Here is a 22216-nt window from a genome sequence, read left to right as displayed (position 1 = left end):
TGTTCGAGTTTGTCTAGTCGGCGGGCGCAAAGAGCCAGATCATGCCCTTTCGCTGCGAACTGACGAGCCATCTCAAAACCGATACCTGAACTTGCGCCGGTGATGAGAATTTTTTTCGGGGAGCGCGAGACATGACACAGCTCCTTCTCAACGAGCCACTAGACCGTGAAGTATCAAGCTCTCTGCCGTCGATACGATGACTTCATCATTTGGCCTCGGATTCCATTCAAGTACCCGATGTGCCTTCTCGCTCGTAGAGTCACGCTTCTTGCCCAGGTTAGGAACCATCTGACGAGCGTTGTTACTGAACAGCGCAGCCAAGCGGATTTGCCAACTCGGCAATTTCTTCGTCGGAACTTTCGTCGCAGCTTCGCCCAAGCGGCTCCGCAGGATGGAAGCGATCCCCGCCATAGACATCAAAGGACCTGCGACGGCAACGAAGCGCTCCCCCTTCGCTTCGGGTTTCTCCATCGCCCTCAAGTGCAGATCGGCCACGTCGCGGACATCCACGACGCCGAAATAGACATCTGGTAAGCCGGGCATGGCCCCCTCAAGCATGCCTTTCACGATGGCGATGGACGTAGAGTAGTCCGCACCCAACACTGGCCCGAAGATGCCGACTGGATTAACGACAGCCAATTCCAAACTGCCGCCTTCCGAACTAATAAAGTCCCATGCGGCACGCTCAGCTATAGCCTTGGAACGAATGTAGGGGGGATTGGGAAGCGCTGGATCAGTCCAATCCAATTCGGTGTACGTGCCCCCGGACTTCGGTTTACCGCCATAACCCACGGCGGCAAACGATGAAGTGACGACCACGCGCTTGACTCCCGCGTCTCGCGCAGCACGCAGGACTCGCAGCGTACCGTCTCGGGCAGGATGAATGATCTCGTTTTCGTCTTTCGGAACCGCGGACGGAAACGGCGAAGCGACATGCAATACGTATTCACAGCCCCTTCATCGCCGCTTGCCAACCATCGTCGCTCGTCAGGTCGGCCCGAACGAACTCAACGTCGCTCGCCGATATGGCGCCGGCAGACGTAAGCATCTTTTGCGTTTCCTTCACCTTCTCCTGCGAGCGCACGGTCGCCCTGACGCTATGCCCAGCATCCAGCAGCTTGAGGATGCAATGGCTGCCAAGGAAGCCGGAACCCCCTGTCACAAGAACTTTACTCATCATCAAATCTCCGTTACGGCATGATATTGCGGGCTAACATCCGACTCGACAAGTAGGATGGTTTTTCTTACCTAGTATGAAATTTCAGACCGAGGAAAAAAAAATGAACATCCAGTCTGTGCTACCGAGAACCTACAAAAGCGAGGACTGTGATGGCTGCGTCGGGCCGAGCGACGTTGACATCCTTCGATTTCAGAGAGCCATCCGTTCAATCACTGGCAAGTGGAAAATCGAAATCGTCTGCATGCTGATCGAGGGGCCAATGAGATTCGGCGTACTGAGGCGATCGCTTCCTGGCGTAACGCAGCACATGCTCACGGAGCAATTGAAGGAGCTTGCCTCCAACGGAATAGTGATACGCCGGGCTTATGCAGAGATTCCCCCGAGAGTCGAGTATGAACTCTCCCAAGCCGGAATCGACTTGGTACCCATATTTCAAAAGATGTTGGAGTGGTCGCTCAAGTACGATTCGCTGTTGAGCGAAGATGTAGAAAGCGAGGGCTAATTGATAACCAGAGGTGCGATCGCATGGCAATCAACAACGTATCCGCGGCCACCTTCCAACAGATCAACTCGGCCTTCATCGCCGACGATTCCTGGCCTTTTCGCTAAGACTCCAGCCTTCAACCTGTCTGAACGCTCTGCTCATTTGTCGCAATAGGATAGCTAACTCGGCAGCATCGCCGTTCCGGCGCACTTCAGAAAGCAACTCGGCAGCGTAGTGCGGATCGGCGTTAATCTGCTCGGCCATGAAATCGTCATGTGTTCGACTTTTCATCTGGTGGCATCCTCTTTGTAGCTAGGCGGTACAGGGCGCGTGATACCCGCTTAGAAGCGCTTGGACTTTGGTGGCCACTACCAATCGGCAGCAGACGATCAACACTGCCTGACGTCACCCAGCCCGCTAGGGTCGTATCCGCGCTTACCCATCACGACGTACCCCCTCTCTCAAGCCAGGTCCTTTCGCCGTTAATCGTCAGAGGGTCAATTCCGCGACACCTGTCCGTTCCCTGCGTATTCGGGGTGCCCAGGCTCTGCTCGCTGTCAGATCTATCCCGCTCTGGTGCCCTCAATCATCCAGTAGTGGCGGCTGCTCTCATGCCGTCAGCAGCCTCGCCGCGGTAGCGACGTGGCGCCAGCTAAAAAAAAGTTCGCTCGAGCACTATCACTTTTTTCTTCTCGCCGCACAGACCCTATAGAGAAGAAAAGATGAGGTGAGCTTGAACACTGCATGCCCCCATACCTTGTCCCTGGCCTCTTGTGTCAGATCCCTCTACGGGTCGCTGAATGGCAGTGAGGCCGTGCTGATCGGGATTGACCGGCGTGGCTGCGGCGGTCCGGATCAGGCACCGATAGGACGCTGCTTTCAACCAGCGCGCCGTGACCTCTCTCGCCTGCGGGTAGCTCGCTCGAGTGCAGGCTCTGCCCATGAATGATAGAGCCGGAATGATGACCAGTCTGAACCTGCAACTGAAGAATCGCCCCGAGCACCAGCCTTGGGTAACCACAATCACCGGCGTGATAGTCAATGCCGTCGCCTATTCGATACTGCTCTGGAATATTTCAGGGACCTTGGATTTCAAGATCGATGACACCCAGGTATCGATACCGGGTTATATGGTCTTTGCTGCCTATACCTATTGTGCCCTGCACCCCTGGCTTTCCCATTGGCCAGGGAAGTTGCTGATTGGCTTGAACAACCACAGACAGACGGTCGAGGCGGATTTTCGCTACCAGGGCATGCAAGTCCGGGAATACGCGGAGCAAGTCGCCTTCTACCGCGGCGGCGATATCGAGAACAAGCACCTGACTGACCGCTTCCAACGGGTTCGCGCCAATACCATCAGCATTATCAAGCGAACCTTCAAGGTCATGTTCGGCCAGCACATGTTCTCTCACCTGTTCAGCCTGCTGCCCACCTTGTTGGCGCCGCCGTTACTGTTGAATGGCAAAATCACCTATGGCGACACGGTGCGCATCACCGGCGCCTACGCGATGCTCTCCAATACCATCGCCTATTTTCCCCAGGCCTATATATCGTTCACCAATTGGTTGGCGCTGACGAATCGGCTGCGCGATTTCCAGTGGGCCATCAACCAGGCAGAGAACAGGGTCAGTGCCATCGAGTACAGCCACACGGCAGACGAATCGCTGTCTTGCACCCGGTTGCAGCTCCATACCCCTACCGACTGCTACAGCGGCCCAAGTATCTCTTCCTGGATGAAGCAACGAGCGCCCTGGACCTGGAGACAGAGCATCGCCTCTATCCGCCCTGGTCGAGGCGCTTCCCGATACCACCCTCATCAGCGTTGCCCATCGCACCTCCCTGGCGCAATACCACAGTCAGACGCTCAATCTCACCCCCAAGACTTAAGGAATTAACATGTCCACAGTAGTTAAGATCACTGGAGAGACGCTCGAACAAGACGTCCTCCATTCAAGCATGCCTGTTCTTCTCGATCTATGGGCACCCTGGTGTGCTCCCTGCCGCTCACTGGCACCGAATCTGGAGAAATTAGCGGTGCTGTCCGTCGGGACCTTGAAAGTTGCCAAGTTGGATGTTGAGCAATATCCAGACGCCATGGCCAATTTCAATGTTCGCGGCATTCCCACCCTCCTGCTGTTCAAGGATGGAAAAGAAGTCAGCCGCGAGGTAGGCGTCAAAACCCTCGACCAGCTGACGAAATGGATGACCGGCAACGGTATCGTGCTCGAGCGTCCGCCCGTGCTTCGTGCAGATACCCCCAAATATCCTGCGTTCTACGGCGATCCTGAACTCAAGAAGTTCTTGTTTTCTCGCTTGGAGCAGCAGGCTCTTGAAGGGCTGGTTCAAGCCAGCCCCCATCCCTTTTGGATAGAAGGGAAAGGCACTCTCGCGGCCGCCATGGTCCATAACGCCGACATCGAGGTATTCGAACGTATCAGTGGTATTCCCGCGGCCGTGGGCCATGCCCTGGACTTTGTCCAGGCAAGCTCCCCGGAAACGATCAGGTCACTCTCGCTGGCGCTGACCGTAGGCACCGATCTTAGCCGGGTACCGGCACTCGTCATCTACGACTACCTCAAAGAGCCTACCTTTGACTGGCCTGGTCTGCTGGCAGTTGCCGCAGATGCGGATGCCTTGCGCTGTGCCTGGTTGAAGGAATGCAAAAAGCATCTGCAGGGCGACCCTGTCGATGAAGCGGCCATGGACGAGATAAAACGCCGGGCGGAAAGCCTGCAACAGCATCCTGACCGGGCAATCCAGCGGTTGGCGAAGGTGCTCCTCGAACTATCCCCGATGCCAGGTTGCAATCAGCATGATGAATGGGCGGCGGTTTTTCGCCTCGCCGGAGACCTTTCATTCAGTGTCGGTCAACATCAGTGTGGCTGGACAGCGGAAGACCGCGACATGGAAAGAAGACGCTTCTACTGGTTCTCGGAGCGCGAAGCTCAGACTGCCACCGGCAAGGCTTCTCCAGAAGAGCTAACCGCCTTGCGTGCCCAGTGGCTTGAGGAGAACGGTGAATACCAGGCCAAAGAAGCAAGATTCATCGAAAACAACCTTCAAGGGCTGCATGGGGTGCATTCGGCGACGCGGGCTCATCTGATCGCCGCACTCAAGCAGGCACCGCAGCTCCTGCGTATCTGATATCGAAAGGAATTCGTGATGAGTGTACGGGAGAAGAGCTGGGCGATATCGCGCAAGAGATACTGAGCCTTGCGCGCCAACAGGGTGCAGACAAAGCCCAGGTCAGTCTCTCGCGCAGCCAAGGGCTGGCAGCTCGCACTCAAGCATCCACCGGCGAGATTGAAAGTATGATCGGCGGAGTGCAGCAAACAGCTGATCGAGCAGTTCACGCCATGGGTAGTAGCCAGGCGCGCGCCCAAGACACTCAGCACCTGGCCAAGGAGGCCGACCAGGCTTTAGCGCGGATCAATGAAGCCGTCGCTGGCATCAACGAACGCAATCTGGTGATCGCCAGCGCCGCCGAGGAGCAGGCGCAGGTGGCACGTGAGGTGGACCGCAACCTGAGCAATATCCAGGACCTCTCCACCCAAACTGCGGCAGGTGCTAATCAAACGAGCGCATCGAGCCAGGACCTATCGCGCTTGGCAACTTCCTTCAACCAGATGGTTGCCCGTTTCCATCTCTAAAACTGCATTTCAAGCAGCCAGCGGCCTTGGCCAGCGCTGCGCTAGTGCCAGCAATTAGCCAAGCCGCCCTTCCCCAAGCGCAAGCTCCCTCGCGAGGCGAAGGTTCTACCTGGCTGGAGACACTGAAAAACTACGGATTCGACCTCATCTCGCTGTTTGCCCTGGCCTTGTGCGCCCTCTGCCTGATCGTCGTCAAAGGCGACATGGTATCGAGCACTAAGCATGGCATTTGGCTCAGTCAATGCCCCGTACCATGCCACATAAACACAGTGCTTGGCGATGCACAAAGCTGCCAGAACTTGCCAGACCCAAAAAACCAAAAGCCCGCAATTACGCGGGCTCCAGGGCATTTCTTGCTAGATCGTGCCCGGCAATGCCGGACGTCCAATCATTCCCACTCAATCGTCGCCGGCGGCTTGCTCGACACGTCATACGTGACGCGAGAGATGCCTTCGATTTCGTTGATGATGCGTCCGGAAACGGTTTCCAGCAGCTCGTACGGCAGGTGTGCCCAGCGAGCGGTCATGAAGTCGATGGTTTCCACGGCACGCAGGGCCACGACCCAGGCGTAACGACGGCCATCGCCAACCACGCCCACCGATTTCACCGGTTGGAACACCACGAATGCCTGGCTGACCTTGTGGTACCAGTCGGCCTTGCGCAGTTCTTCGATGAAGATGTGGTCGGCGCGACGCAGCAGGTCGGCGTATTCCTTCTTCACTTCACCGAGGATCCGCACGCCCAGGCCCGGGCCCGGGAATGGGTGGCGGTAGACCATGTCGTAGGGCAGGCCCAGTTCCAGGCCGAGGCGACGCACTTCGTCCTTGAACAGTTCGCGCAGCGGTTCGACCAGCTTGAGGTTCATTTCCTCTGGCAGGCCGCCGACGTTGTGGTGGGACTTGATCACGTGGGCCTTGCCGCTCTTGGCACCGGCCGACTCGATCACGTCGGGGTAGATGGTGCCCTGGGCCAGGTACTTGATGTTGTCCAGCTTGCAGGATTCGGCATCGAACACGTCGATGAAGGTGCGGCCGATGATCTTGCGCTTCTTCTCCGGGTCGGACTCGCCGGCCAGGTTGTTCAGGAACTGCTCTTCGGCGTTGGCGCGGATCACCTTGACGCCCATGTTCTCGGCGAACATGGCCATCACTTGCTCGCCTTCGTGCAGGCGCAGCAGACCGTTGTCGACAAAGACGCAGGTCAGTTGGTCGCCGATGGCCTTGTGCAGCAATGCGGCAACCACCGAGGAGTCGACGCCGCCGGACAGACCCAGCAGCACGTTGTCGGTGCCGACCTGGGCGCGGACCTGGGCGATGGCGTCTTCAGCGATTTTCGACGGGGTCCACAGGGCTTCGCACCCACAGATGTCGAGGATGAAGCGCGACAGGATGCGGCCGCCCTGCTTGGTGTGGGTCACTTCAGGGTGGAACTGCACGCCGTAGTAACGGCGATCATCGTTGAACATGCCGGCGATCGGGCAGCTCGGGGTGCTGGCCAGGATGTGGAAGTCTTCCGGCATCTTGGTGACCTTGTCACCGTGGCTCATCCACACGTCCAGGCCGAACAGGCCGTCGGCGTCGATGTGGTCTTCGATGCCATCCAGCAGGCGACTCTTGCCGACCACGTCGACGCGGGCATAACCGAACTCACGCAGGTCCGAACCTTCGACCTTGCCGCCCAGCTGTTCCGCCATGGTCTGCATGCCGTAGCAGATACCGAAGACCGGCACGCCCAGGTCGAACACCGCCTGCGGGCAGCGCGGGCTGTCGGCTTCGTGCACGGACTCGGGGCCGCCGGCGAGGATGACGCCTTTCGGAGCGAATTCGCGAATCGCTTCGTCATCCATGTCGAACGGATGCAGTTCGCAGTACACGCCGATTTCACGCACGCGGCGGGCGATCAGCTGGGTGTACTGGGAACCGAAGTCGAGGATCAGGATGCGGTGAGCGTGAATGTCGAGGGCCATGACTCATTCTCATGTAGTGAATCAGAAACAACTCGGGGCTGAATGAACAGCCCCGGTGATTAACGTTTTGCTGGAAGCCTTAACCTACGCGGTAGTTCGGCGCTTCCTTGGTGATCTGCACGTCGTGGACATGGGACTCGGCCATACCGGCGCCGGTGATGCGCACGAATTCCGGCTTGGTGCGCATCTCTTCGATGTCGGCGCTGCCGGTGTAGCCCATGGAGGAACGCAGGCCGCCCATCAGTTGATGGATGATGGCGCTCAGGGTGCCTTTGTACGGCACGCGACCTTCGATGCCTTCCGGCACCAGCTTCTCGGCACCCGCAGAGGAGTCCTGGAAGTAACGGTCGGAAGAGCCCTGGGCCTGGGACATGGCGCCCAGCGACCCCATGCCGCGATAAGCCTTGTAGCTACGGCCCTGGAACAGCTCGATCTCGCCCGGCGCTTCTTCGGTACCGGCGAACATCGAACCCATCATCACGCAGTAGGCACCGGCGACGATGGCCTTGGACAGGTCACCGGAGAAGCGGATACCGCCGTCGGCGATCAACGGCACGCCCGTGCCTTCAAGGGCGGCGGCGACGTTGGCGATGGCGCTGATCTGCGGCACGCCGACACCGGCGACGATACGGGTGGTGCAGATCGAGCCAGGGCCGATACCGACCTTGACCGCGTCGGCGCCGGCTTCGGCCAGGGCCTTGGCGGCTTCGCCGGTGGCGATGTTGCCGCCGATCACCTGCACGTCAGGGAAGTTCTGCTTGACCCAGCGAACGCGGTCGATCACGCCTTTGGAGTGACCGTGGGCGGTGTCGACCACCACCACGTCGACGCCGGCATTGACCAGGGCAGCGACGCGGTCGCCGGTGTCCTTGCCGGTGCCGACCGCAGCGCCGACGCGCAGACGACCCTGGTCGTCCTTGCTCGCCAGCGGGTAGGCCTTGGCTTTTTCGATGTCGTTGACGGTCATCATGCCCTTGAGGGCGAATTTGTCGTCGACGATCAGCACACGCTCGATACGGTGCTTGTGCAGCAATTCGCGGACTTCGTCCTTGTCGGTGCCTTCCTTGACCGTGACCAGGCGCTCTTTAGGCGTCATCACTTGGCGGACGGAAGCATCGAGACGGTTCTCGAAACGCACGTCGCGGGAGGTGACGATGCCGACCAGGTCGCCATCGTGCAGTACCGGAACGCCGGAGATGTTGTGCATGCGGGTCAGTTCGAACAGATCCCGGACCGTGGCGTCAGCCTCGATGGTGATCGGGTCCTTGACCACGCCAGCCTCGAACCGCTTGACCTTGCGCACTTCGGCGGCCTGCTGTTCGATGGTCATGTTCTTGTGGATGATACCGATACCGCCTTCCTGGGCCATGGCAATGGCCAGACGGGCTTCGGTCACGGTGTCCATGGCGGCGGAAACCAGGGGGATATTCAGTTCGATGCCACGGGTGAGACGGGTTTTGAGACTGACTTCGTTAGGCAGTACTTCGGAATAACCGGGCACTAGGAGAATGTCGTCGAAGGTCAGAGCTTCTTGGCTGATACGCAGCATCGCGGGGGCTCCCGAGCGGGAAAATGGAAGCGCGCCATTATACTCATGGACCCCGCCTGGCTCAATGTAAAACTCTGTCTATTATTGCCGGGCTGATTGACGGGCTAAATCACTGACTGCATGCCAACCCATATTCCCTGTGGGAGCGAGCTTGCTCGCGATAGCGGCGTATCAGTCAACACCGTATCAACTGCCCCGACGCCATCGCGAGCAAGCTCGCTCCCACATTGGCTCATCGGCGCCCTTACAACTCCACCCGCACCCAACTCACCGGCTGATCGAGCCAATCGGCGAATTCATCGAGAAAGTCCTGCTTGAACCCCGCCTCCAGCCAATTATTGAAGATGAATCCCAGGTTGGAAAAGCCGCACGGCTGCAGGAACAGAAAACCGTTGATGTCATCTTCATGTCCGCATTCGGGGCAGGTGAAGTTGTCGGTGCGCGCTGGCATCCAGTCTTCCAGGCTTTCGAACAACGCTTCACCGATTTCCCTGCGGCACTCGGCACAGCCGGCTTCTTCGAGAAAGCCCTTGGCCGGTGTATAGATGCAGCGCGTGGTGATGATCTCCAGGCCGTTGACCGACTCGCCGAACGGCAAGGCTTGCGGGTACAAAACCACATCGCGGGCACCGGGGGCGATGGCGTGGGCCATGCGATTGCCGGTGCGCCCGCAGGTGGTCAGTTGTTCTTCGACGATATTTTTGCGCACCAACCAGCGCACGATCGCCCGGGCCCGGGGCTCGTGGACCGGCAGGGTGGAAATTTTCGGGACGATGATGCTTTGCGAATTCATGACGAGGCCTGGAGGTTCCCATGAGGGCGAATAAGGCCGGCAGCTTAATCCCTGGCCGAGCCAGGTCAAGCACTCAGGTAACGCCCGATCAAGGCAATGCCGCTGGCGAGCACCAGCCAGGTCACCAAGCGCACGAACGCCTCGCGCGACAACCTCATGGTCAGGCGACGACCCACCCACAGCCCCAGCGCCATGGCCGGCAACAAACACAGCGCCAGTACCAGCAAGGGTAGCTCGGCATACACGCCGGCGACGATAAACAGGCTCAAGCGCACCACGGTGCTGCAACTGATCAAGGCACTTTGCGTGGCCCGGGCCGGGTCCTTGGGCAGGCGGCTATTCAAGTAGATGGCATATAGAAAGCCGCCACTGCCAAACAACGCCCCGAACATCCCGCCGACCGTGCCCAGCGGAAACGCCCACCGCGATGACAGCTGCGCCGGCCGGGTTTTTATCGACAGGCTATAAATGGCATAGCTGCAGATGAACAACCCCATCAACAGTAACAAAAGGTCGGACTTGAGGTTGAGCAGGAAAATCACCCCCAGGGTGCAGCCCAGTGCCATGCACGGCAGCAACCGCAGCAGCTCCGGCCGGGACACATCCCGACGCGATGGCAACAGGTTGCCGAAGGCCGCGACAAAATCCAGCAGGACCAGCAGCGGGATGATCTTCGACAATGGCATGAACAGCAGCAGGATGGGCGCGGCCACCAGCGCCGTGCCGAACCCGGCGATGCCGAACACGATGTAGGCCAGTGCGATGGCCAGGCCGATCACCAGCCATTCCATGGGCGCGAATGCCCACTGGCCCAACCACGACAGAAGATTCATCCGGCACTTCCTTGATGGCGAAGCGGCGACTTTAGCCAGAGGCTGGGTGGTATATCCAGCATTTGTGGGGGCTGATCCACAGCATTCGCGAGCAAGCCCGCTCCCACAGGTACAGCGTCAACCTTGAGAGCGCTGATATCCCCTGTGGGAGCGGGCTTGCTCGCGAAGGGGACGACTCGATCTGACAGAAAGCGCACAGAAGGAATTGTCTGCACACATGGAGATTCACCAGCGAATGCCCTTATCATGCCGCCCATGATTAAAGATCCCTTTGCCCGACTGGGCCTGGACCGCGAGGTCCTGACTGTCAGCCAGCTCAACGGCCGTGCGCGGGTGTTGCTTGAAGACGTGTTCAGCAACATCTGGGTCGAGGGCGAAATCTCCAACCTTGCCCGTCCGGCCTCCGGCCATGTGTACTTCACCCTCAAGGACAGCGGTGCCCAAGTTCGTTGCGCACTGTTCCGGCAGAATGCCGCGCGGGTGCGCCAGGCCTTGAAGGATGGGCTGGCGGTGAAAGTACGCGGCAAGGTTTCGCTGTTCGAAGGCCGGGGCGATTATCAGTTGATCCTCGACACCGTGGAGCCGGCCGGCGATGGCGCCCTGCGCCTGGCCTTCGATGCCCTGAAGGAAAAACTCAGCGCCGAGGGCCTGTTCAGTGCCGAACGCAAGGTGCCGTTGCCGGCCCATCCGCAACGCATCGGCATCATCAGTTCGCCCACGGGCGCGGTGATCCGCGACATCATCAGCGTGTTCCGCCGCCGGGCGCCGCAGATCGCCTTGACCCTGATTCCCACCGCCGTGCAAGGCCGCGAAGCCACCGGGCAAATCGTCCGCGCCCTGAAACTGGCCGATGCCCGTGGCTTCGATGCGCTGATCCTGGCCCGGGGCGGCGGTTCGCTGGAAGACTTATGGTGCTTCAACGAAGAAGCCGTGGCCCGGGCGGTGGATGCCTGCGTCACGCCAATCGTCAGCGCCGTCGGCCATGAAACCGACGTGTCCATCAGTGATTTCGTCGCCGACGTGCGCGCCCCGACCCCGTCCGCCGCCGCCGAACTGCTGGCGCCGGATGCCGGCGACCTGGTGCGCCGGGTCGAAAGCCTGCATCGCCGGCTGGTGATGCGCATGCGCGACCGGCTGATGCGCGATCAACTGCGCCTCGAAGGCCTCACCCGGCGCCTGCGTCATCCCGGTGAACGCCTGCGCCAGCAAGCCCAGCGCCTCGACGACCTGGACATGCGCATGCGCCGGGCCTTCGAGCGCAGCCTCAATACCCGCCGTGAACGATTGATCCGCCTGGAAACCCGCCTCGCCGGGCAACACCCGGGCCGACAGCTGGCCATGTTGCGCCAGCGCCTGGACAGCCTGGCCGAACGCCTGCCCCGGGCCATGCGCGAAGGCCTCAAGGCGCGCCGTGTGCAACTGCACAACCAGATGCAGACGCTGCACATCGTCAGCCCCCTGGCGACCCTTGGCCGCGGCTACAGCATCTTGCTCGACGAACGTGGCCATGCGATCCGCAGCGCCGGGCAAACCCAGACCGGCCAGCGCCTGACCGCCAAGCTCGGCGAAGGCGAACTGCTGGTGCGGGTCGAAGACAATCACCTGACGCCAGTCACCCTTTCTTTACTGGACTGATTCATGCCGCGCTATCTCGCCCCATTGTTCTTGCTGTGCCTGACCTTCAACGCCCACGCCGACAGTTACATCACCCGTTTATTGAACAAGCCGGTGCCCGGCGGCGTGGCCGTGGTGGACCTGGGCAGCGCGGCCCAGGCCCCCAAAGCCACTTACCAGGGCAAGCCGGTGCTGGTGGTCAAGGAACAAAACAACTGGCTGGCGATTGTCGGCATCCCGCTGACGGTCCAGCCCGGCACCCAACAAATCAGCAGTGGCGGCGCCACCCAGCCGTTCGTGGTCGGCTATAAAAAGTACCCCGAGCAACACATCACCCTGAAAAACAAGCGCCAGGTCAACCCGAACCCGGCGGACCTCAAGCGCATCGACGCCGAACTGGCGGTACAACTGAAGGCCTATCGCAGCTTCAGCCCGAACACTCCCAGCAACCTGCTGCTGGACAAACCGGTCAACGGCCCGCTGTCGAGCAAGTTCGGCGTGCGCCGCTTCTTCAACGGCGAAGAGCGCAACCCCCATGCCGGCCTGGACTTCGCCGTGCCCGCTGGGACACCGATCAAGACCCCGGCCGCGGGCAAGGTGATCCTCACCGGCAATTACTTCTTCAATGGCAACACGGTGTTCGTCGACCATGGCCAGGGTTTCATCAGCATGTTCTGCCACATGTCGAAGATCGACGTGAAGGTCGGCCAGCAACTGGCCCGGGGCACCGTGGTGGGCAAGGTCGGCGCCACCGGCCGCGCGACCGGGCCGCATATGCACTGGAATATCAGCCTGAATGATGCGCGGGTGGATCCGGCGATTTTCATCGGGGCGTTCCAGCCCTGAGATTTGTGCTGAGGCTACTGGCCCCATCGCGAGCAAGCTCGGCTCCCACAGGTACGGCGCTGTTCTTAAAAGTACCTACTTCCACAGGTTCAGCGCTATTTCAGAAGTACCGAGCTACCCTGTGGGAGCCGAGCTTGCTCGCGATGGGGCCAGCAGTAGCACCGCCTCCCCCTGAATTGCCGAGCCACAAACATCGACGCAATAAAACTACAAATTTCCGAAGAACTCGCGATTAAATCTCGCAAAACCTCCCCAAAGCAAAACTTCTCTCAATTTTTCCCGACTGCTTGCGATCCGTCCCCCACGCGGTTAGGGTTGAGGCATGAAAACCTCTCACACCCTCATCCAGCTTCGCCAGCACCGCAGCCTGTGCCTCGTCAGCGCACGACTGCCGGGCTGAATCGCGGCACCTCGTCCCGGCTGTGAAGCCACCCCATTCGAACCACCGGCAGGCCGCCTTTTTCCGGCCACGACAATAAGGATTTCCCCATGAGCATGCTCAAAGACCCGTCTTCCAAATACCGTGCCTTCCCGAGCATCAACCTGCCGGATCGCACCTGGCCGTCGAAGACCATCACCGCCGCGCCGATCTGGTGCAGCTCCGACCTGCGCGACGGCAATCAGTCGCTGATCGAGCCGATGGACGCGGTCAAGAAGCTGCGTTTCTGGAAAACCCTGGTCGCGGTAGGCGTGAAGGAAATCGAGGCTTCGTTCCCGGCCGCTTCCCAGACCGACTTCGACTTCGTGCGCACCCTCATCGAAGAAGGCCACATCCCGGACGACACCACCATCCAGGTGCTGACCCAGGCCCGTGAAGACCTGATCGCCCGTACGTTCGAATCCCTGCGCGGTGCGAAAAAAGCCATCGTCCACCTGTACAACGCCACCTGCCCGTCGTTCCGCCGCATCGTGTTCAACCAGGACAAGGAAGGCGTGAAGGAAATCGCGGTGAACGCGGCCAAGCTGTTCGTCAAATACGCCGCCCAGCAGCCGGAAACCCAATGGCAGTTCGAATACTCGCCAGAAACCTTCAGCGCCACTGAGCTGGAGTTCGCCAAGGAAGTCTGCGACGCGGTGATCGAAGTCTGGAACCCGACGCCCGAGCGCAAGGTGATCCTCAACCTGCCCGCTACCGTGGAAGTCGCCACCCCGAACATCTACGCCGACCAGATCGAGTGGTTCCACCGCAACATCAGCCGGCGTGACAGCGTGCTCATCAGCCTGCACACCCACAACGACCGTGGCACCGGCGTGGCCGCCACCGAACTGGGCCTGATGGCCGGCGCCGACCGTGTCGAAGGCTGCCTGTTCGGCAACGGCGAACGCACCGGTAACGTCGACCTGGTGACCGTGGCGCTGAACCTCTACACCCAGGGCATCGACCCGGAACTGGACTTCTCCGACATCGACGGCGTGCGCAAAGTGGTCGAGGAATGCAACCAGATCCCGGTGCACCCGCGTCATCCGTACGTCGGCGACCTGGTCCATACCGCGTTCTCCGGCTCGCACCAGGATGCCATCCGCAAGGGCTTCGCCCAGCAGAAGCCGGACACCCTGTGGGAAGTGCCGTACCTGCCGATCGACCCGGCCGACATCGGTCGCAGCTACGAGGCGGTGATTCGCGTCAACAGCCAATCGGGCAAAGGCGGTATCGCTTACCTGCTGGAACAGGAATACGGCATCAGCCTGCCGCGTCGCATGCAGATCGAGTTCAGCCAGGTGGTACAGCGCGAAACCGATCGCCTGGGCCTGGAAATGACCGCCCAGCAGATCCACGGCCTGTTGCAGCGTGAATACCTGCAAGCCAACACCCCGTACGCGCTGGTCAGCCATCGCCTGCAGGAAGAGAACGGCAACAGCGCCGTAGAGGTGGAAGTGGCGAGCAAGGGCCAGGGCGAGACCAACCTGCACTGGCGCGGCAAGGGCAACGGCGCCCTGGAAGCGCTGGTGGCCGGCCTGCCGATTCCGGTGGAGATCATGGACTACAACGAACACGCCATCGGCGCCGGCACCCATGCCAAGGCAGCGGCCTACATCGAACTGCGCGTCAACGGCGAGCGTGCGGTGCATGGCGTGGGTATCGATGAGAACATCACCACGGCGAGCTTCAAGGCACTGTTCAGTGCGCTGAACCGCTCCCTGAGCCAGCCGGAAGCCAAGGCAGCCTGATTCCTGGGCTGAAATGCAAAAAGGCCCCGGGGTTGCGAACCCTGGGGCCTTTTTGTTTGGCTGATGGTTGGGTGCTGACTGTACTGGCCTCATCGCGAGCAAGCTCGCTCCCACATTGGGTCTTCAGTGGAGCCGAAATCCTGTGCCCACCTCAGCCCCCTGTGGGAGCGAGCTGGCTCGCGATGGCGGCCTGTCAGTCAATACAAGTCGCAACACCGTTCTTTAAGGCTGAGTCGTTTCAATTCGTGAATTCGAAGCGATCGGCATCCAGGTTCGCCGGAAACCGCGTGCGATACGCCGCCAGGTCCGCCGCCTGCAAACACACGGTGAACACGCCATCCGCGTCACCGGCGCTGAGCAAGGTTTCACCCTGGAAATCCAGCACCTGGCTGTCACCGGTGTAGGCGAAGCCCTTGCCGTCGGTGCCGACGCGGTTGACCGCCGCCACGTAGCACAGGTTCTCGATCGCCCGGGCCGGCAGCAGCCGGTTCCAGTGCATACGCCGCGCTCCGGGCCAGTTGGCGGTGTACAGCAACAGGTCGGTGTCCTCGGCGTCGCGGCTCCACACCGGAAAGCGCAGGTCATAGCAAATCAACGGACGAATCCGCCAGCCCTTGAGCTCGAACAGCACCTGTCGCTCACCCGGCGTGTAGTGGTTGTGCTCGCCGGCCATGCGAAACAGATGGCGCTTGTCGTAATGCAGCATTTCACCGTCCGGTCGCGCCCACAGCAAGCGGTTGCGGTGGCTGCCGTCAGCGTCCTGGATGATCACACTGCCAGTGATGACCGCGTCCAACTTCGCGGCCTGGGCCTTGAGCCAGTGGCGCGTCGGGCCGTTCTCCGGCTCCGCCAGGGTCTCGGACTCCATGGAAAAACCCGTGGTGAACATTTCCGGAAGGATGATCAGGTCAGCCCCGCGCGCCTGCTCCAGCAGCGCTTCGAAATGTTCCAGGTTGGCCTCGCGGTCGTGCCAGGCCAGGGTGGTCTGGACCAGGGCAATGTCGAGGTCCGGCAACGCACTCAAATCACGCATAGTTTTTCCGCCGCTTCGCGCAGCGTCTCCTCGCGTTTGGCAAAGCACAGGCGCACCAGGCGCTGGCCTTGGGGTGGGTCCTGGTAGAACACCGAGATCGGAATCGTCGCCACGCCATGCTCGCGGGTCATCCACACCGCCATGTCGACGTCGTTGAGGTCCGGGCGAATCCGCGAATAATCCACCAACTGGAAATAAGTGCCGGTCACGCGCTTGAAGCTGAACCGTGATGGGGCCAGCAGATCGCAGAACAGGTCGCGCTTGGCCTGGTAGAAGTCCGGCAGTTCGTCGACGTGTTCCGGACGCTCGGCCATGTAGTCGGCCAGGGCGTACTGCAACGGCGTCACGCCGCAGAAGCTGACGTACTGGTGCACCTTGCGCAGCTCTGCTGTCAGGGCCGCTGGCGCCACCACGTAGCCGGTTTTCCAGCCGGTGACGTGGTAGGTCTTGCCAAACGAGCTGACCACGAAGGCGCGGCGGTACAGTTCTTCGTGGGCCAGGACACTGGCGTGGGCGACGCCGTCGAACACCAGGTGTTCGTAGACCTCATCACTGACCAGGTAGATGTCACGGTCCCAAATCAGCGTCGCCAATTGATCGAGTTCGGCGCGGCTGATCAGGGCGCCGCTGGGATTGTGCGGCGAGTTGAGGATAATCATGCGCGTGCGCGGGCTCAGCGCTTCGCCGAGCTTCTCGAAGTCGATGGCGAAGTCATCCAGGCCCAATGGCACGTGCACGCAGCGCCCACCGGCCAATAGAACGGAAGGCTCGTAGCTGTCATAGCTCGGATCGAAAACGATCACTTCGTCACCGCTGTGGACCACCGCCGCGATGGCACAGAAAATCGCCTCGGTCGCGCCAGGGGTCACGGTGACCTCTTGATCGGCATCGACGTTGGCGCCGTAATTGCGGGCGATCTTCGCCGCGATCTGCTGGCGCAGCGCCGGCAGGCCGGTCATCGGCGAGTACTGGTTATGGCCTTGAGCAATGTGCCGGCCAACCGCATCGCGCAGGGCCTGCGGGCCATCGAAATCGGGAAAGCCTTGGGACAGGTTCAGCGCGCCCGTCTGCGCGGCGAGCTGGGACATCTGGGTGAAAATCGTGATGCCGACGTTCGGCAACTTGCTGGTGATCATGGAGGGTCCCTGCTCTGCACCCGGCTCTGGTGCGGCGCGGGAGAGGTCGAGGATAGCCCAATCGCCGGGCATGAAAAAGGGTGCCACAAAGGGCACCCTTCCTACGCTGACACAACTCATACCTTGTGGGAGCGAGCTTGCTCGCGATAGCGGTGGATCAGCCTGCATCCCTGTTGATGTACTGCCGCTATCGCGAGCAAGCTCGCTCCCACAGAGGATCTGCGCTGACTATCGATCAACGCTTGTCGCGGCGCTTCTTGTCGGCCTTCTTGTGGTGCGACATCAAGCGGCGCTTCTTGTTGACCTGGCGGTCGGTGAGCGTGTTCTTGTTGCCTTCGTACGGGTTCTCGCCGCCCTTGAACTCGATGCGGATCGGCGTGCCGACCAGCTTCAGGACGCGACGGTAGGTGTTTTCCAGGTAACGGACGTACGACTTGGGCACCTTCTCGATCTGGTTACCGTGGATCACGATAATCGGCGGGTTGGCACCACCCAAGTGGGCGTAGCGCAGCTTGATCCGACGGTTGTTGACCATCGGTGGCGCGTGCTCGCCTACCGCATCTTCGAGGATCTGGGTCAGGCGGTTGGTCGGCCAGCGGGTAACCGCCGACTTGAACGAGTTCTGCACCGAAGCGTAGAGGTTGCCCACGCCCGTGCCGTGCAGGGCCGAGATGAAGTGGATGTCGGCGAAGTCGACGAAGAACAGCCGGCGCTGCAGTTCGACCTTGACGAAATCCCGCTCGCTCGGCGTCATGCCGTCCCACTTGTTGATCGCGATGACCAGCGCACGACCGGCTTCCAGGGCGAAGCCCAGCAGGTTCAGGTCGTGATCGACCACGCCTTCGCGGGCGTCCATCACGAAGATCACCACGTTGGCGTCTTTGATCGCCTGCAAAGTCTTGACCACGGAGAACTTTTCAACTTCTTCGTGGATCTTGCCGCGCTTGCGCACACCGGCGGTGTCGATCAGCGTGTACTTCTCTTCGTTACGCTCGAAAGGAATGTAGATGCTGTCACGGGTGGTGCCGGGCTGATCGTAGACGATGACCCGGTCTTCACCGAGCATGCGGTTGACCAGCGTCGACTTGCCCACGTTGGGACGGCCGATGATGGCGATCTTGATCCCGTCTTTTTCGCTCGGGCCCGGAATGCGCTTGGCTTCCTCACCCTCGGCAACGATCTCTTCCTCGCCCTCTTCCGGCTCTTCCGTGTCGTCCTTGGGGAAACTCTCCAGGGCGATTTCCAGCATCTGGGTGATGCCACGACCGTGGGCGCCGGCGATCGGGATCGCCTGGCCCATGCCCAACGGTGCGAACTCGGCGCGGGCCATGTCCGGGTCGATGTTGTCGACCTTGTTGGCGACCACGTAGGAACGCTTGTTACGCTTGCGCAAATGCTCGGCGATCATCTGGTCGGCGGCGGTAAAACCCGCCTTGGCGTCTACCAGGAACAGCACCACATCGGCTTCTTCAATGGCGAGCAGCGACTGCTCGGCCATTTTTTCGTCCATGCCATGTTCATCACCGGAGATGCCGCCGGTGTCGACCAGAATATAGGTACGCCCTTGCCACTTGGCCTCACCGTATTGGCGATCACGGGTCAGACCGGACAAGTCGCCGACAATGGCGTCGCGAGTCCTGGTCAGGCGGTTGAACAAGGTGGACTTGCCGACGTTCGGTCGGCCCACCAGGGCGATTACGGGAACCATGCGGCTCTCCACTTCGTTATTTCAGAAAATACAAAAGCCGCTGCGAGGCAGCGGCTGGTGCTCGGGGCAGTCTGTGCAAGCCCTGCAAACCTTGAGAACAAGGCCGCTTGGGGGGATTAGCCCCAAGCATAGTCTTACTTGATGGTCAGGGCTTCCAGTTTGCCGCTATTGCCATACACATAGATCGTGTTGCCCACCACCAGCGGACGGGCACGCAGGCCGTCGCTGTCGATGCGCTCACGGCCGACGAAACGACCGTCCACCTGGCTGAGCAGGTGCAGGTAACCTTCCAGGTCACCCACTGCGACGTAGCTGGAGAACACTTCCGGGGCCGACAGTTGACGACGGGCCAGGGAGTCGTTGCTCCACAGGGCAGTGGTGGAACGCTCGTCAACGCCTTCGACCGTGCCCGAGGACAGGCTCACGTAGACGCTGCCAAAGCCTTGGGCGACGCCGGCGTAGCTGGACGCATCGCGCTGCCACAACGGACGACCGCTTTCCAGGTCCAGTGCCGCCACGCGACCCTGGTAGCTGGCGACGTACAACGTACCGCCGGACAGCAGCAAGCCGCCGTCGATATCGACCACGCGCTCCAGTTCCGACCGACCTTGTGGAATCGCCACGCGCTGTTCCCAGACCGGCACGCCATTGGAGATATCCAGCGCCACCACTTTACCGGTCGACAAGCCAGCCACCGCGAGGCGGTTGGTGACGACAGGCGCACTGGTGCCACGCAGGGTCAGCACCGCCGGGGTACTGTCGTACACCCAGCGCTGGTTACCGGTGGCGGCATCCAGGCCGATCAGACGGTCATCCTGGGTCTGGACCACCACCACGTCACCGTTGGTGGCCGGCGGTGCGAGCACTTCGCTGGTCACGCGAGCGCGCCATTTCTCTTCACCGCTGCTCGCGTCCAGGGCGACGATCTCGCCCTTGAGCGTGCCGATCATGACCAGGCCGTAACCCACGCCAACGGCGCCGGAAACGGGCAGTTCAAGATCTTTCTTCCATTTGACGTCGCCATTGCTGCGATCCATCGCCATGACCACGCCCGTGACGTCGCCGGCATAGATGGTGTCGCCATCGATGGCCGGCACCAGCATGTTGTAGGTTTCACCCTGGCCATCGCCAATGGAACGGCTCCACTGCTTCTGCAGCACGACTTCTTCTTTGAAGTCGGTCAGTTCGGCTGGCGGCAGTTCTTTCTTGCTGTTGCTGCTGCAACCCGCGGCCAGAATGGCCAGGGCCAGCAATGCTGCATGTTTCCAACGGATCACGTCACGCATCCCCTTTGGCCAGGTCGTCCAGCTTGATTTGCAGGCCACCGACTGCGGCTTCATCCGACAGCGCAGCCTTGGCTTTTTGGTAGGCCGCATAGGCCTCATCGGCACGACCCAGCTGTACCAGCAGGTCGCCCTTGAGTTCTTCGCGGGTCGCCAGAAACGCCTTGTCGGCATCGCCGTCGAGCAGTTTCAAGGCGTCTTCGGCCTTGTTCTGTGCCGCGAGCACCTGCGCCAGGCGCTGACGCGCCACTTCGCCCAGGGTCGGGTTGGCCGGTTTGTCGACGATACCTTTGAGCTCGGTGGCCGCGTCGTCCAACTTGCCGCTGTCCACCGCCACCTTGGCCACGAACAGGCGACCGTACTGCGCGTAGGCAGTGCCGCCGAATTCCTTGTCCAGCTTGCCGGCCAGGTCCGCCACACGGGCAGGGTCAGGCTTGCCGTCCGGGGTCAGGGTGGTTTCCAGCAATTGCTGGTAGAGCACCGAGGCGCCTTGCGACTGGTTGCTCTGGTATTTCTGGTAGGCCTGCCAGCCGAACACGATGACCAGCGCCAACAGGCCGCCAGTGACCAGCGGCTTGCCGTTGCGCGTCCACCAGTCCTTCAAATCCGCCAGCTGTTCATCTTCGGTACTCGACACCCCAATACTCCTTAATCGCTAAATCGGCTGTTTGACAGCTTCAACCCTGCACGACGCAGGTGGCCAGGTGTGCAGCAAGCGCATCCCAGGCAATGCTTTGTTGTTCGCCCTGGCCACGCAGGGGTTTGAAACCTACCACTTGTTGGGCCAGTTCGTCGTCACCGAGGATCAGTGCATACAGCGCACCGCTCTTGTCGGCCTTCTTGAATTGGCTCTTGAAGCTGCCGGCGCCGGCGTTGATCTGCAAGCGCAGGTTGGGCAACTGGTCGCGGATCCGCTCGCTCAACGACAAGGCGGCCAGTTCGGCGGCCTCGCCAAAGGCGCACAGGTAGACGTCGACCTGACGGGACAGTTCTTCGGGCACCTTGTCCAGGGCTTCCAGCATCAGTACCAGGCGCTCGATGCCCATGGCAAAGCCCACGCCCGGGGTCGGCTTGCCGCCCATCTGCTCCACCAGCCCGTCGTAGCGGCCACCGGCACAGACGGTGCCCTGGGCGCCGAGTTTGTCGGTGACCCACTCGAAGACCGTCTTGCTGTAGTAATCCAGGCCGCGAACCAACTTGGGGTTGATCACGTAGGGAATGCCCACGGCGTCCAGGCGCGCCTTCAGCCCTTCGAAGTGCGCACGGGACTCGTCGTCGAGGTAGTCGGCCATTTTCGGCGCGTCGACCAGGACCGCCTGGGTGTCGGCATTCTTGGTGTCGAGCACACGCAGTGGATTGGTCTTCAGACGGCGCTGGCTGTCTTCGTCGAGCTTGTCCAGGTGCGCGGATAGAAACGCCACCAACGCTTCACGGTAGCGGCCACGGGACTCACTGGTGCCCAGGCTGTTGAGCTCGAGCTTGACCGCATCACGCAGCCCCAGCTCGCCCCACAGGCGCCAGGTCATGACGATCAGCTCGGCGTCGATGTCCGGGCCATCGAGATTGAACACTTCCAGGCCAATCTGGTGGAACTGGCGATAACGGCCTTTCTGCGGGCGCTCGTGACGGAACATCGGGCCGATGTACCAGAGCTTCTGCACCTGGCCGCCGCCGGTGATGCCGTGTTCGAGCACCGCACGCACGCAGGCCGCCGTGCCTTCGGGGCGCAGGGTCAGGGAATCGCCGTTGCGGTCGTCGAAGGTGTACATCTCTTTTTCGACGATGTCGGTCACTTCACCGATGGAGCGCTTGAACAGCTCGGTGAACTCGACGATTGGCATGCGGATCTGCCGGTAACCGTAGTTATCCAGCAGGCGCGCCACGGTGCCCTCGAAATAGCGCCACAGGGGCGTCTGCTCGGGCAGGATGTCGTTCATGCCACGAATGGCTTGCAGAGACTTGCTCACGTCTA

General features: G+C 60.9%; 19 protein-coding genes and 3 pseudogenes. 8 read left to right on the top strand and 14 right to left on the bottom strand.

The window, feature by feature from the left end; translation table 11 throughout:
• Nucleotides 1-2: 2 nt before the first annotated feature.
• The 3 genes and pseudogenes from BM321_RS30815 to BM321_RS30810 form a co-directional block, all read right to left on the bottom strand.
• Nucleotides 3-140 (bottom strand): annotated as a pseudogene (locus BM321_RS30815) (SDR family NAD(P)-dependent oxidoreductase); the annotation flags it as partial.
• A gap of 7 nt (nt 141-147) precedes the next feature.
• On the bottom strand, nt 148-939 hold the full coding sequence (locus BM321_RS08675; protein ID WP_256573425.1) for an NAD-dependent epimerase/dehydratase family protein: 792 nt from the start codon (nt 937-939) through the stop codon (nt 148-150).
• Between the two features lie 7 nt (nt 940-946).
• Nucleotides 947-1180, bottom strand: coding sequence for an SDR family NAD(P)-dependent oxidoreductase (locus BM321_RS30810; RefSeq protein WP_256573424.1), 234 nt, complete (start codon nt 1178-1180; stop codon nt 947-949).
• Nucleotides 1181-1280: 100 nt separating this feature from the next.
• Between BM321_RS30810 and BM321_RS08670 the strand changes: the two genes are divergently transcribed.
• Nucleotides 1281-1682: a winged helix-turn-helix transcriptional regulator gene (locus BM321_RS08670; protein ID WP_092442289.1), complete on the top strand. Its 402-nt coding sequence runs from the start codon at nt 1281-1283 to the stop codon at nt 1680-1682.
• 75 nt (nt 1683-1757) lie between these two features.
• Here the strand turns inward: BM321_RS08670 and BM321_RS08665 are convergent, their stop codons facing one another.
• Nucleotides 1758-1955 carry a transcriptional regulator gene (locus BM321_RS08665; protein WP_092331582.1) on the bottom strand — a complete coding sequence of 66 codons (198 nt, stop codon included), beginning with the start codon at nt 1953-1955 and terminating at the stop codon, nt 1758-1760.
• Between the two features lie 668 nt (nt 1956-2623).
• On the opposite strand from BM321_RS08665, the gene BM321_RS08660 reads away from it, so the two are divergent.
• The 4 genes and pseudogenes from BM321_RS08660 to BM321_RS30490 form a co-directional block, all read left to right on the top strand.
• The gene (locus BM321_RS08660) at nt 2624-3559 is read left to right on the top strand and encodes an SbmA/BacA-like family transporter (RefSeq protein ID WP_175534922.1); all 936 of its coding nucleotides are present in this window, start codon (nt 2624-2626) and stop codon (nt 3557-3559) included.
• 1 nt (nt 3560) lies between these two features.
• Entirely contained in the window at nt 3561-4808 is a 1248-nt protein-coding gene (locus tag BM321_RS30685; RefSeq protein WP_092442217.1) for a thioredoxin family protein, read from the top strand.
• A gap of 71 nt (nt 4809-4879) precedes the next feature.
• Nucleotides 4880-5314: pseudogene (locus tag BM321_RS30680) on the top strand (methyl-accepting chemotaxis protein); the annotation flags it as partial.
• Between the two features lie 44 nt (nt 5315-5358).
• Nucleotides 5359-5499 (top strand): annotated as a pseudogene (locus tag BM321_RS30490) (DUF2976 domain-containing protein); the annotation flags it as partial.
• Between the two features lie 203 nt (nt 5500-5702).
• On the opposite strand, the gene guaA reads toward BM321_RS30490, so the two are convergent.
• From guaA to BM321_RS08625, 4 genes are all read right to left on the bottom strand, one after another.
• Nucleotides 5703-7280, bottom strand: coding sequence for a glutamine-hydrolyzing GMP synthase (gene guaA, locus BM321_RS08640; RefSeq protein ID WP_072408106.1), 1578 nt, complete (start codon nt 7278-7280; stop codon nt 5703-5705).
• Between the two features lie 79 nt (nt 7281-7359).
• Nucleotides 7360-8829: an IMP dehydrogenase gene (guaB, locus tag BM321_RS08635; RefSeq protein WP_092331595.1), complete on the bottom strand. Its 1470-nt coding sequence runs from the start codon at nt 8827-8829 to the stop codon at nt 7360-7362.
• Nucleotides 8830-9073: 244 nt separating this feature from the next.
• Nucleotides 9074-9622 (bottom strand): sugar ABC transporter ATPase, encoded by a 549-nt coding sequence (locus BM321_RS08630; protein ID WP_092442215.1) that lies wholly within the window; start codon nt 9620-9622, stop codon nt 9074-9076.
• Nucleotides 9623-9687: 65 nt separating this feature from the next.
• Nucleotides 9688-10455, bottom strand: a complete 768-nt coding sequence (locus BM321_RS08625) for a sulfite exporter TauE/SafE family protein (RefSeq protein WP_092331600.1) — start codon at nt 10453-10455, stop codon at nt 9688-9690.
• 255 nt (nt 10456-10710) lie between these two features.
• Here BM321_RS08625 and xseA point away from each other — a divergent pair, with 255 nt between their 5' ends.
• The 3 genes from xseA (at nt 10711) to leuA (ending at nt 15084) form a co-directional block, all read left to right on the top strand.
• On the top strand, nt 10711-12090 hold the full coding sequence (gene xseA, locus BM321_RS08620; protein ID WP_092442214.1) for an exodeoxyribonuclease VII large subunit: 1380 nt from the start codon (nt 10711-10713) through the stop codon (nt 12088-12090).
• A 3-nt stretch (nt 12091-12093) separates the two neighbouring features.
• On the top strand, nt 12094-12915 hold the full coding sequence (locus tag BM321_RS08615; protein WP_092442213.1) for a peptidoglycan DD-metalloendopeptidase family protein: 822 nt from the start codon (nt 12094-12096) through the stop codon (nt 12913-12915).
• A gap of 489 nt (nt 12916-13404) precedes the next feature.
• Nucleotides 13405-15084 carry a 2-isopropylmalate synthase gene (gene leuA, locus BM321_RS08610; protein ID WP_092442212.1) on the top strand — a complete coding sequence of 560 codons (1680 nt, stop codon included), beginning with the start codon at nt 13405-13407 and terminating at the stop codon, nt 15082-15084.
• Nucleotides 15085-15322: 238 nt separating this feature from the next.
• Here leuA and BM321_RS08605 read toward each other — a convergent pair whose 3' ends face one another.
• From BM321_RS08605 to hisS, 6 genes are all read right to left on the bottom strand, one after another.
• Nucleotides 15323-16117 (bottom strand): amidohydrolase, encoded by a 795-nt coding sequence (locus BM321_RS08605; protein WP_092442288.1) that lies wholly within the window; start codon nt 16115-16117, stop codon nt 15323-15325.
• Nucleotides 16105-17253, bottom strand: a complete 1149-nt coding sequence (locus BM321_RS08600) for a pyridoxal phosphate-dependent aminotransferase (protein WP_092442211.1) — start codon at nt 17251-17253, stop codon at nt 16105-16107. Before BM321_RS08600 ends, BM321_RS08605 begins: the two co-directional genes overlap by 13 nt.
• Nucleotides 17254-17488: 235 nt before the next feature.
• Complete coding sequence (gene der / locus BM321_RS08595) at nt 17489-18961, bottom strand: ribosome biogenesis GTPase Der (protein WP_092331616.1); 1473 nt, start codon at nt 18959-18961, stop codon at nt 17489-17491.
• Nucleotides 18962-19095: 134 nt separating this feature from the next.
• Nucleotides 19096-20247 (bottom strand): outer membrane protein assembly factor BamB, encoded by a 1152-nt coding sequence (bamB, locus tag BM321_RS08590; RefSeq protein ID WP_092331619.1) that lies wholly within the window; start codon nt 20245-20247, stop codon nt 19096-19098.
• Entirely contained in the window at nt 20240-20881 is a 642-nt protein-coding gene (locus BM321_RS08585) for a YfgM family protein (protein ID WP_092442210.1), read from the bottom strand. Before BM321_RS08585 ends, bamB begins: the two co-directional genes overlap by 8 nt.
• Before the next feature lie 40 nt (nt 20882-20921).
• Nucleotides 20922-22211, bottom strand: coding sequence for a histidine--tRNA ligase (hisS, locus tag BM321_RS08580; protein WP_092331621.1), 1290 nt, complete (start codon nt 22209-22211; stop codon nt 20922-20924).
• Nucleotides 22212-22216: the final 5 nt, after the last annotated feature.

The organism is Pseudomonas sp. NFIX10 (genome assembly GCF_900111955.1).
GTDB classification, from domain to species: domain Bacteria; phylum Pseudomonadota; class Gammaproteobacteria; order Pseudomonadales; family Pseudomonadaceae; genus Aquipseudomonas; species Aquipseudomonas fluorescens_AA.
The sequence above is the reverse complement of the archived record's forward strand: the minus strand, read 5'-3'. Positions and strand labels throughout refer to the sequence as shown.

Excerpts from the sequence above, each read along its gene's own strand:
- BM321_RS30810 (WP_256573424.1), bottom strand. The coding sequence starts at position 1,180 with ATGATGAGTAAAGTTCTTGTGACAGGGGGTTCCGGCTTCCTTGGCAGC.
- BM321_RS08670 (WP_092442289.1), top strand. The coding sequence starts at position 1,281 with ATGAACATCCAGTCTGTGCTACCGAGAACCTACAAAAGCGAGGACTGT.
- BM321_RS08665 (WP_092331582.1), bottom strand. The coding sequence starts at position 1,955 with ATGAAAAGTCGAACACATGACGATTTCATGGCCGAGCAGATTAACGCC.
- BM321_RS08660 (WP_175534922.1), top strand. The coding sequence starts at position 2,624 with ATGATGACCAGTCTGAACCTGCAACTGAAGAATCGCCCCGAGCACCAG.
- BM321_RS30685 (WP_092442217.1), top strand. The coding sequence starts at position 3,561 with ATGTCCACAGTAGTTAAGATCACTGGAGAGACGCTCGAACAAGACGTC.
- guaA (WP_072408106.1), bottom strand. The coding sequence starts at position 7,280 with ATGGCCCTCGACATTCACGCTCACCGCATCCTGATCCTCGACTTCGGT.
- guaB (WP_092331595.1), bottom strand. The coding sequence starts at position 8,829 with ATGCTGCGTATCAGCCAAGAAGCTCTGACCTTCGACGACATTCTCCTA.
- BM321_RS08630 (WP_092442215.1), bottom strand. The coding sequence starts at position 9,622 with ATGAATTCGCAAAGCATCATCGTCCCGAAAATTTCCACCCTGCCGGTC.
- BM321_RS08625 (WP_092331600.1), bottom strand. The coding sequence starts at position 10,455 with ATGAATCTTCTGTCGTGGTTGGGCCAGTGGGCATTCGCGCCCATGGAA.
- xseA (WP_092442214.1), top strand. The coding sequence starts at position 10,711 with ATGATTAAAGATCCCTTTGCCCGACTGGGCCTGGACCGCGAGGTCCTG.
- BM321_RS08615 (WP_092442213.1), top strand. The coding sequence starts at position 12,094 with ATGCCGCGCTATCTCGCCCCATTGTTCTTGCTGTGCCTGACCTTCAAC.
- leuA (WP_092442212.1), top strand. The coding sequence starts at position 13,405 with ATGAGCATGCTCAAAGACCCGTCTTCCAAATACCGTGCCTTCCCGAGC.
- BM321_RS08605 (WP_092442288.1), bottom strand. The coding sequence starts at position 16,117 with ATGCGTGATTTGAGTGCGTTGCCGGACCTCGACATTGCCCTGGTCCAG.
- BM321_RS08600 (WP_092442211.1), bottom strand. The coding sequence starts at position 17,253 with ATGATCACCAGCAAGTTGCCGAACGTCGGCATCACGATTTTCACCCAG.
- der (WP_092331616.1), bottom strand. The coding sequence starts at position 18,961 with ATGGTTCCCGTAATCGCCCTGGTGGGCCGACCGAACGTCGGCAAGTCC.
- bamB (WP_092331619.1), bottom strand. The coding sequence starts at position 20,247 with ATGCGTGACGTGATCCGTTGGAAACATGCAGCATTGCTGGCCCTGGCC.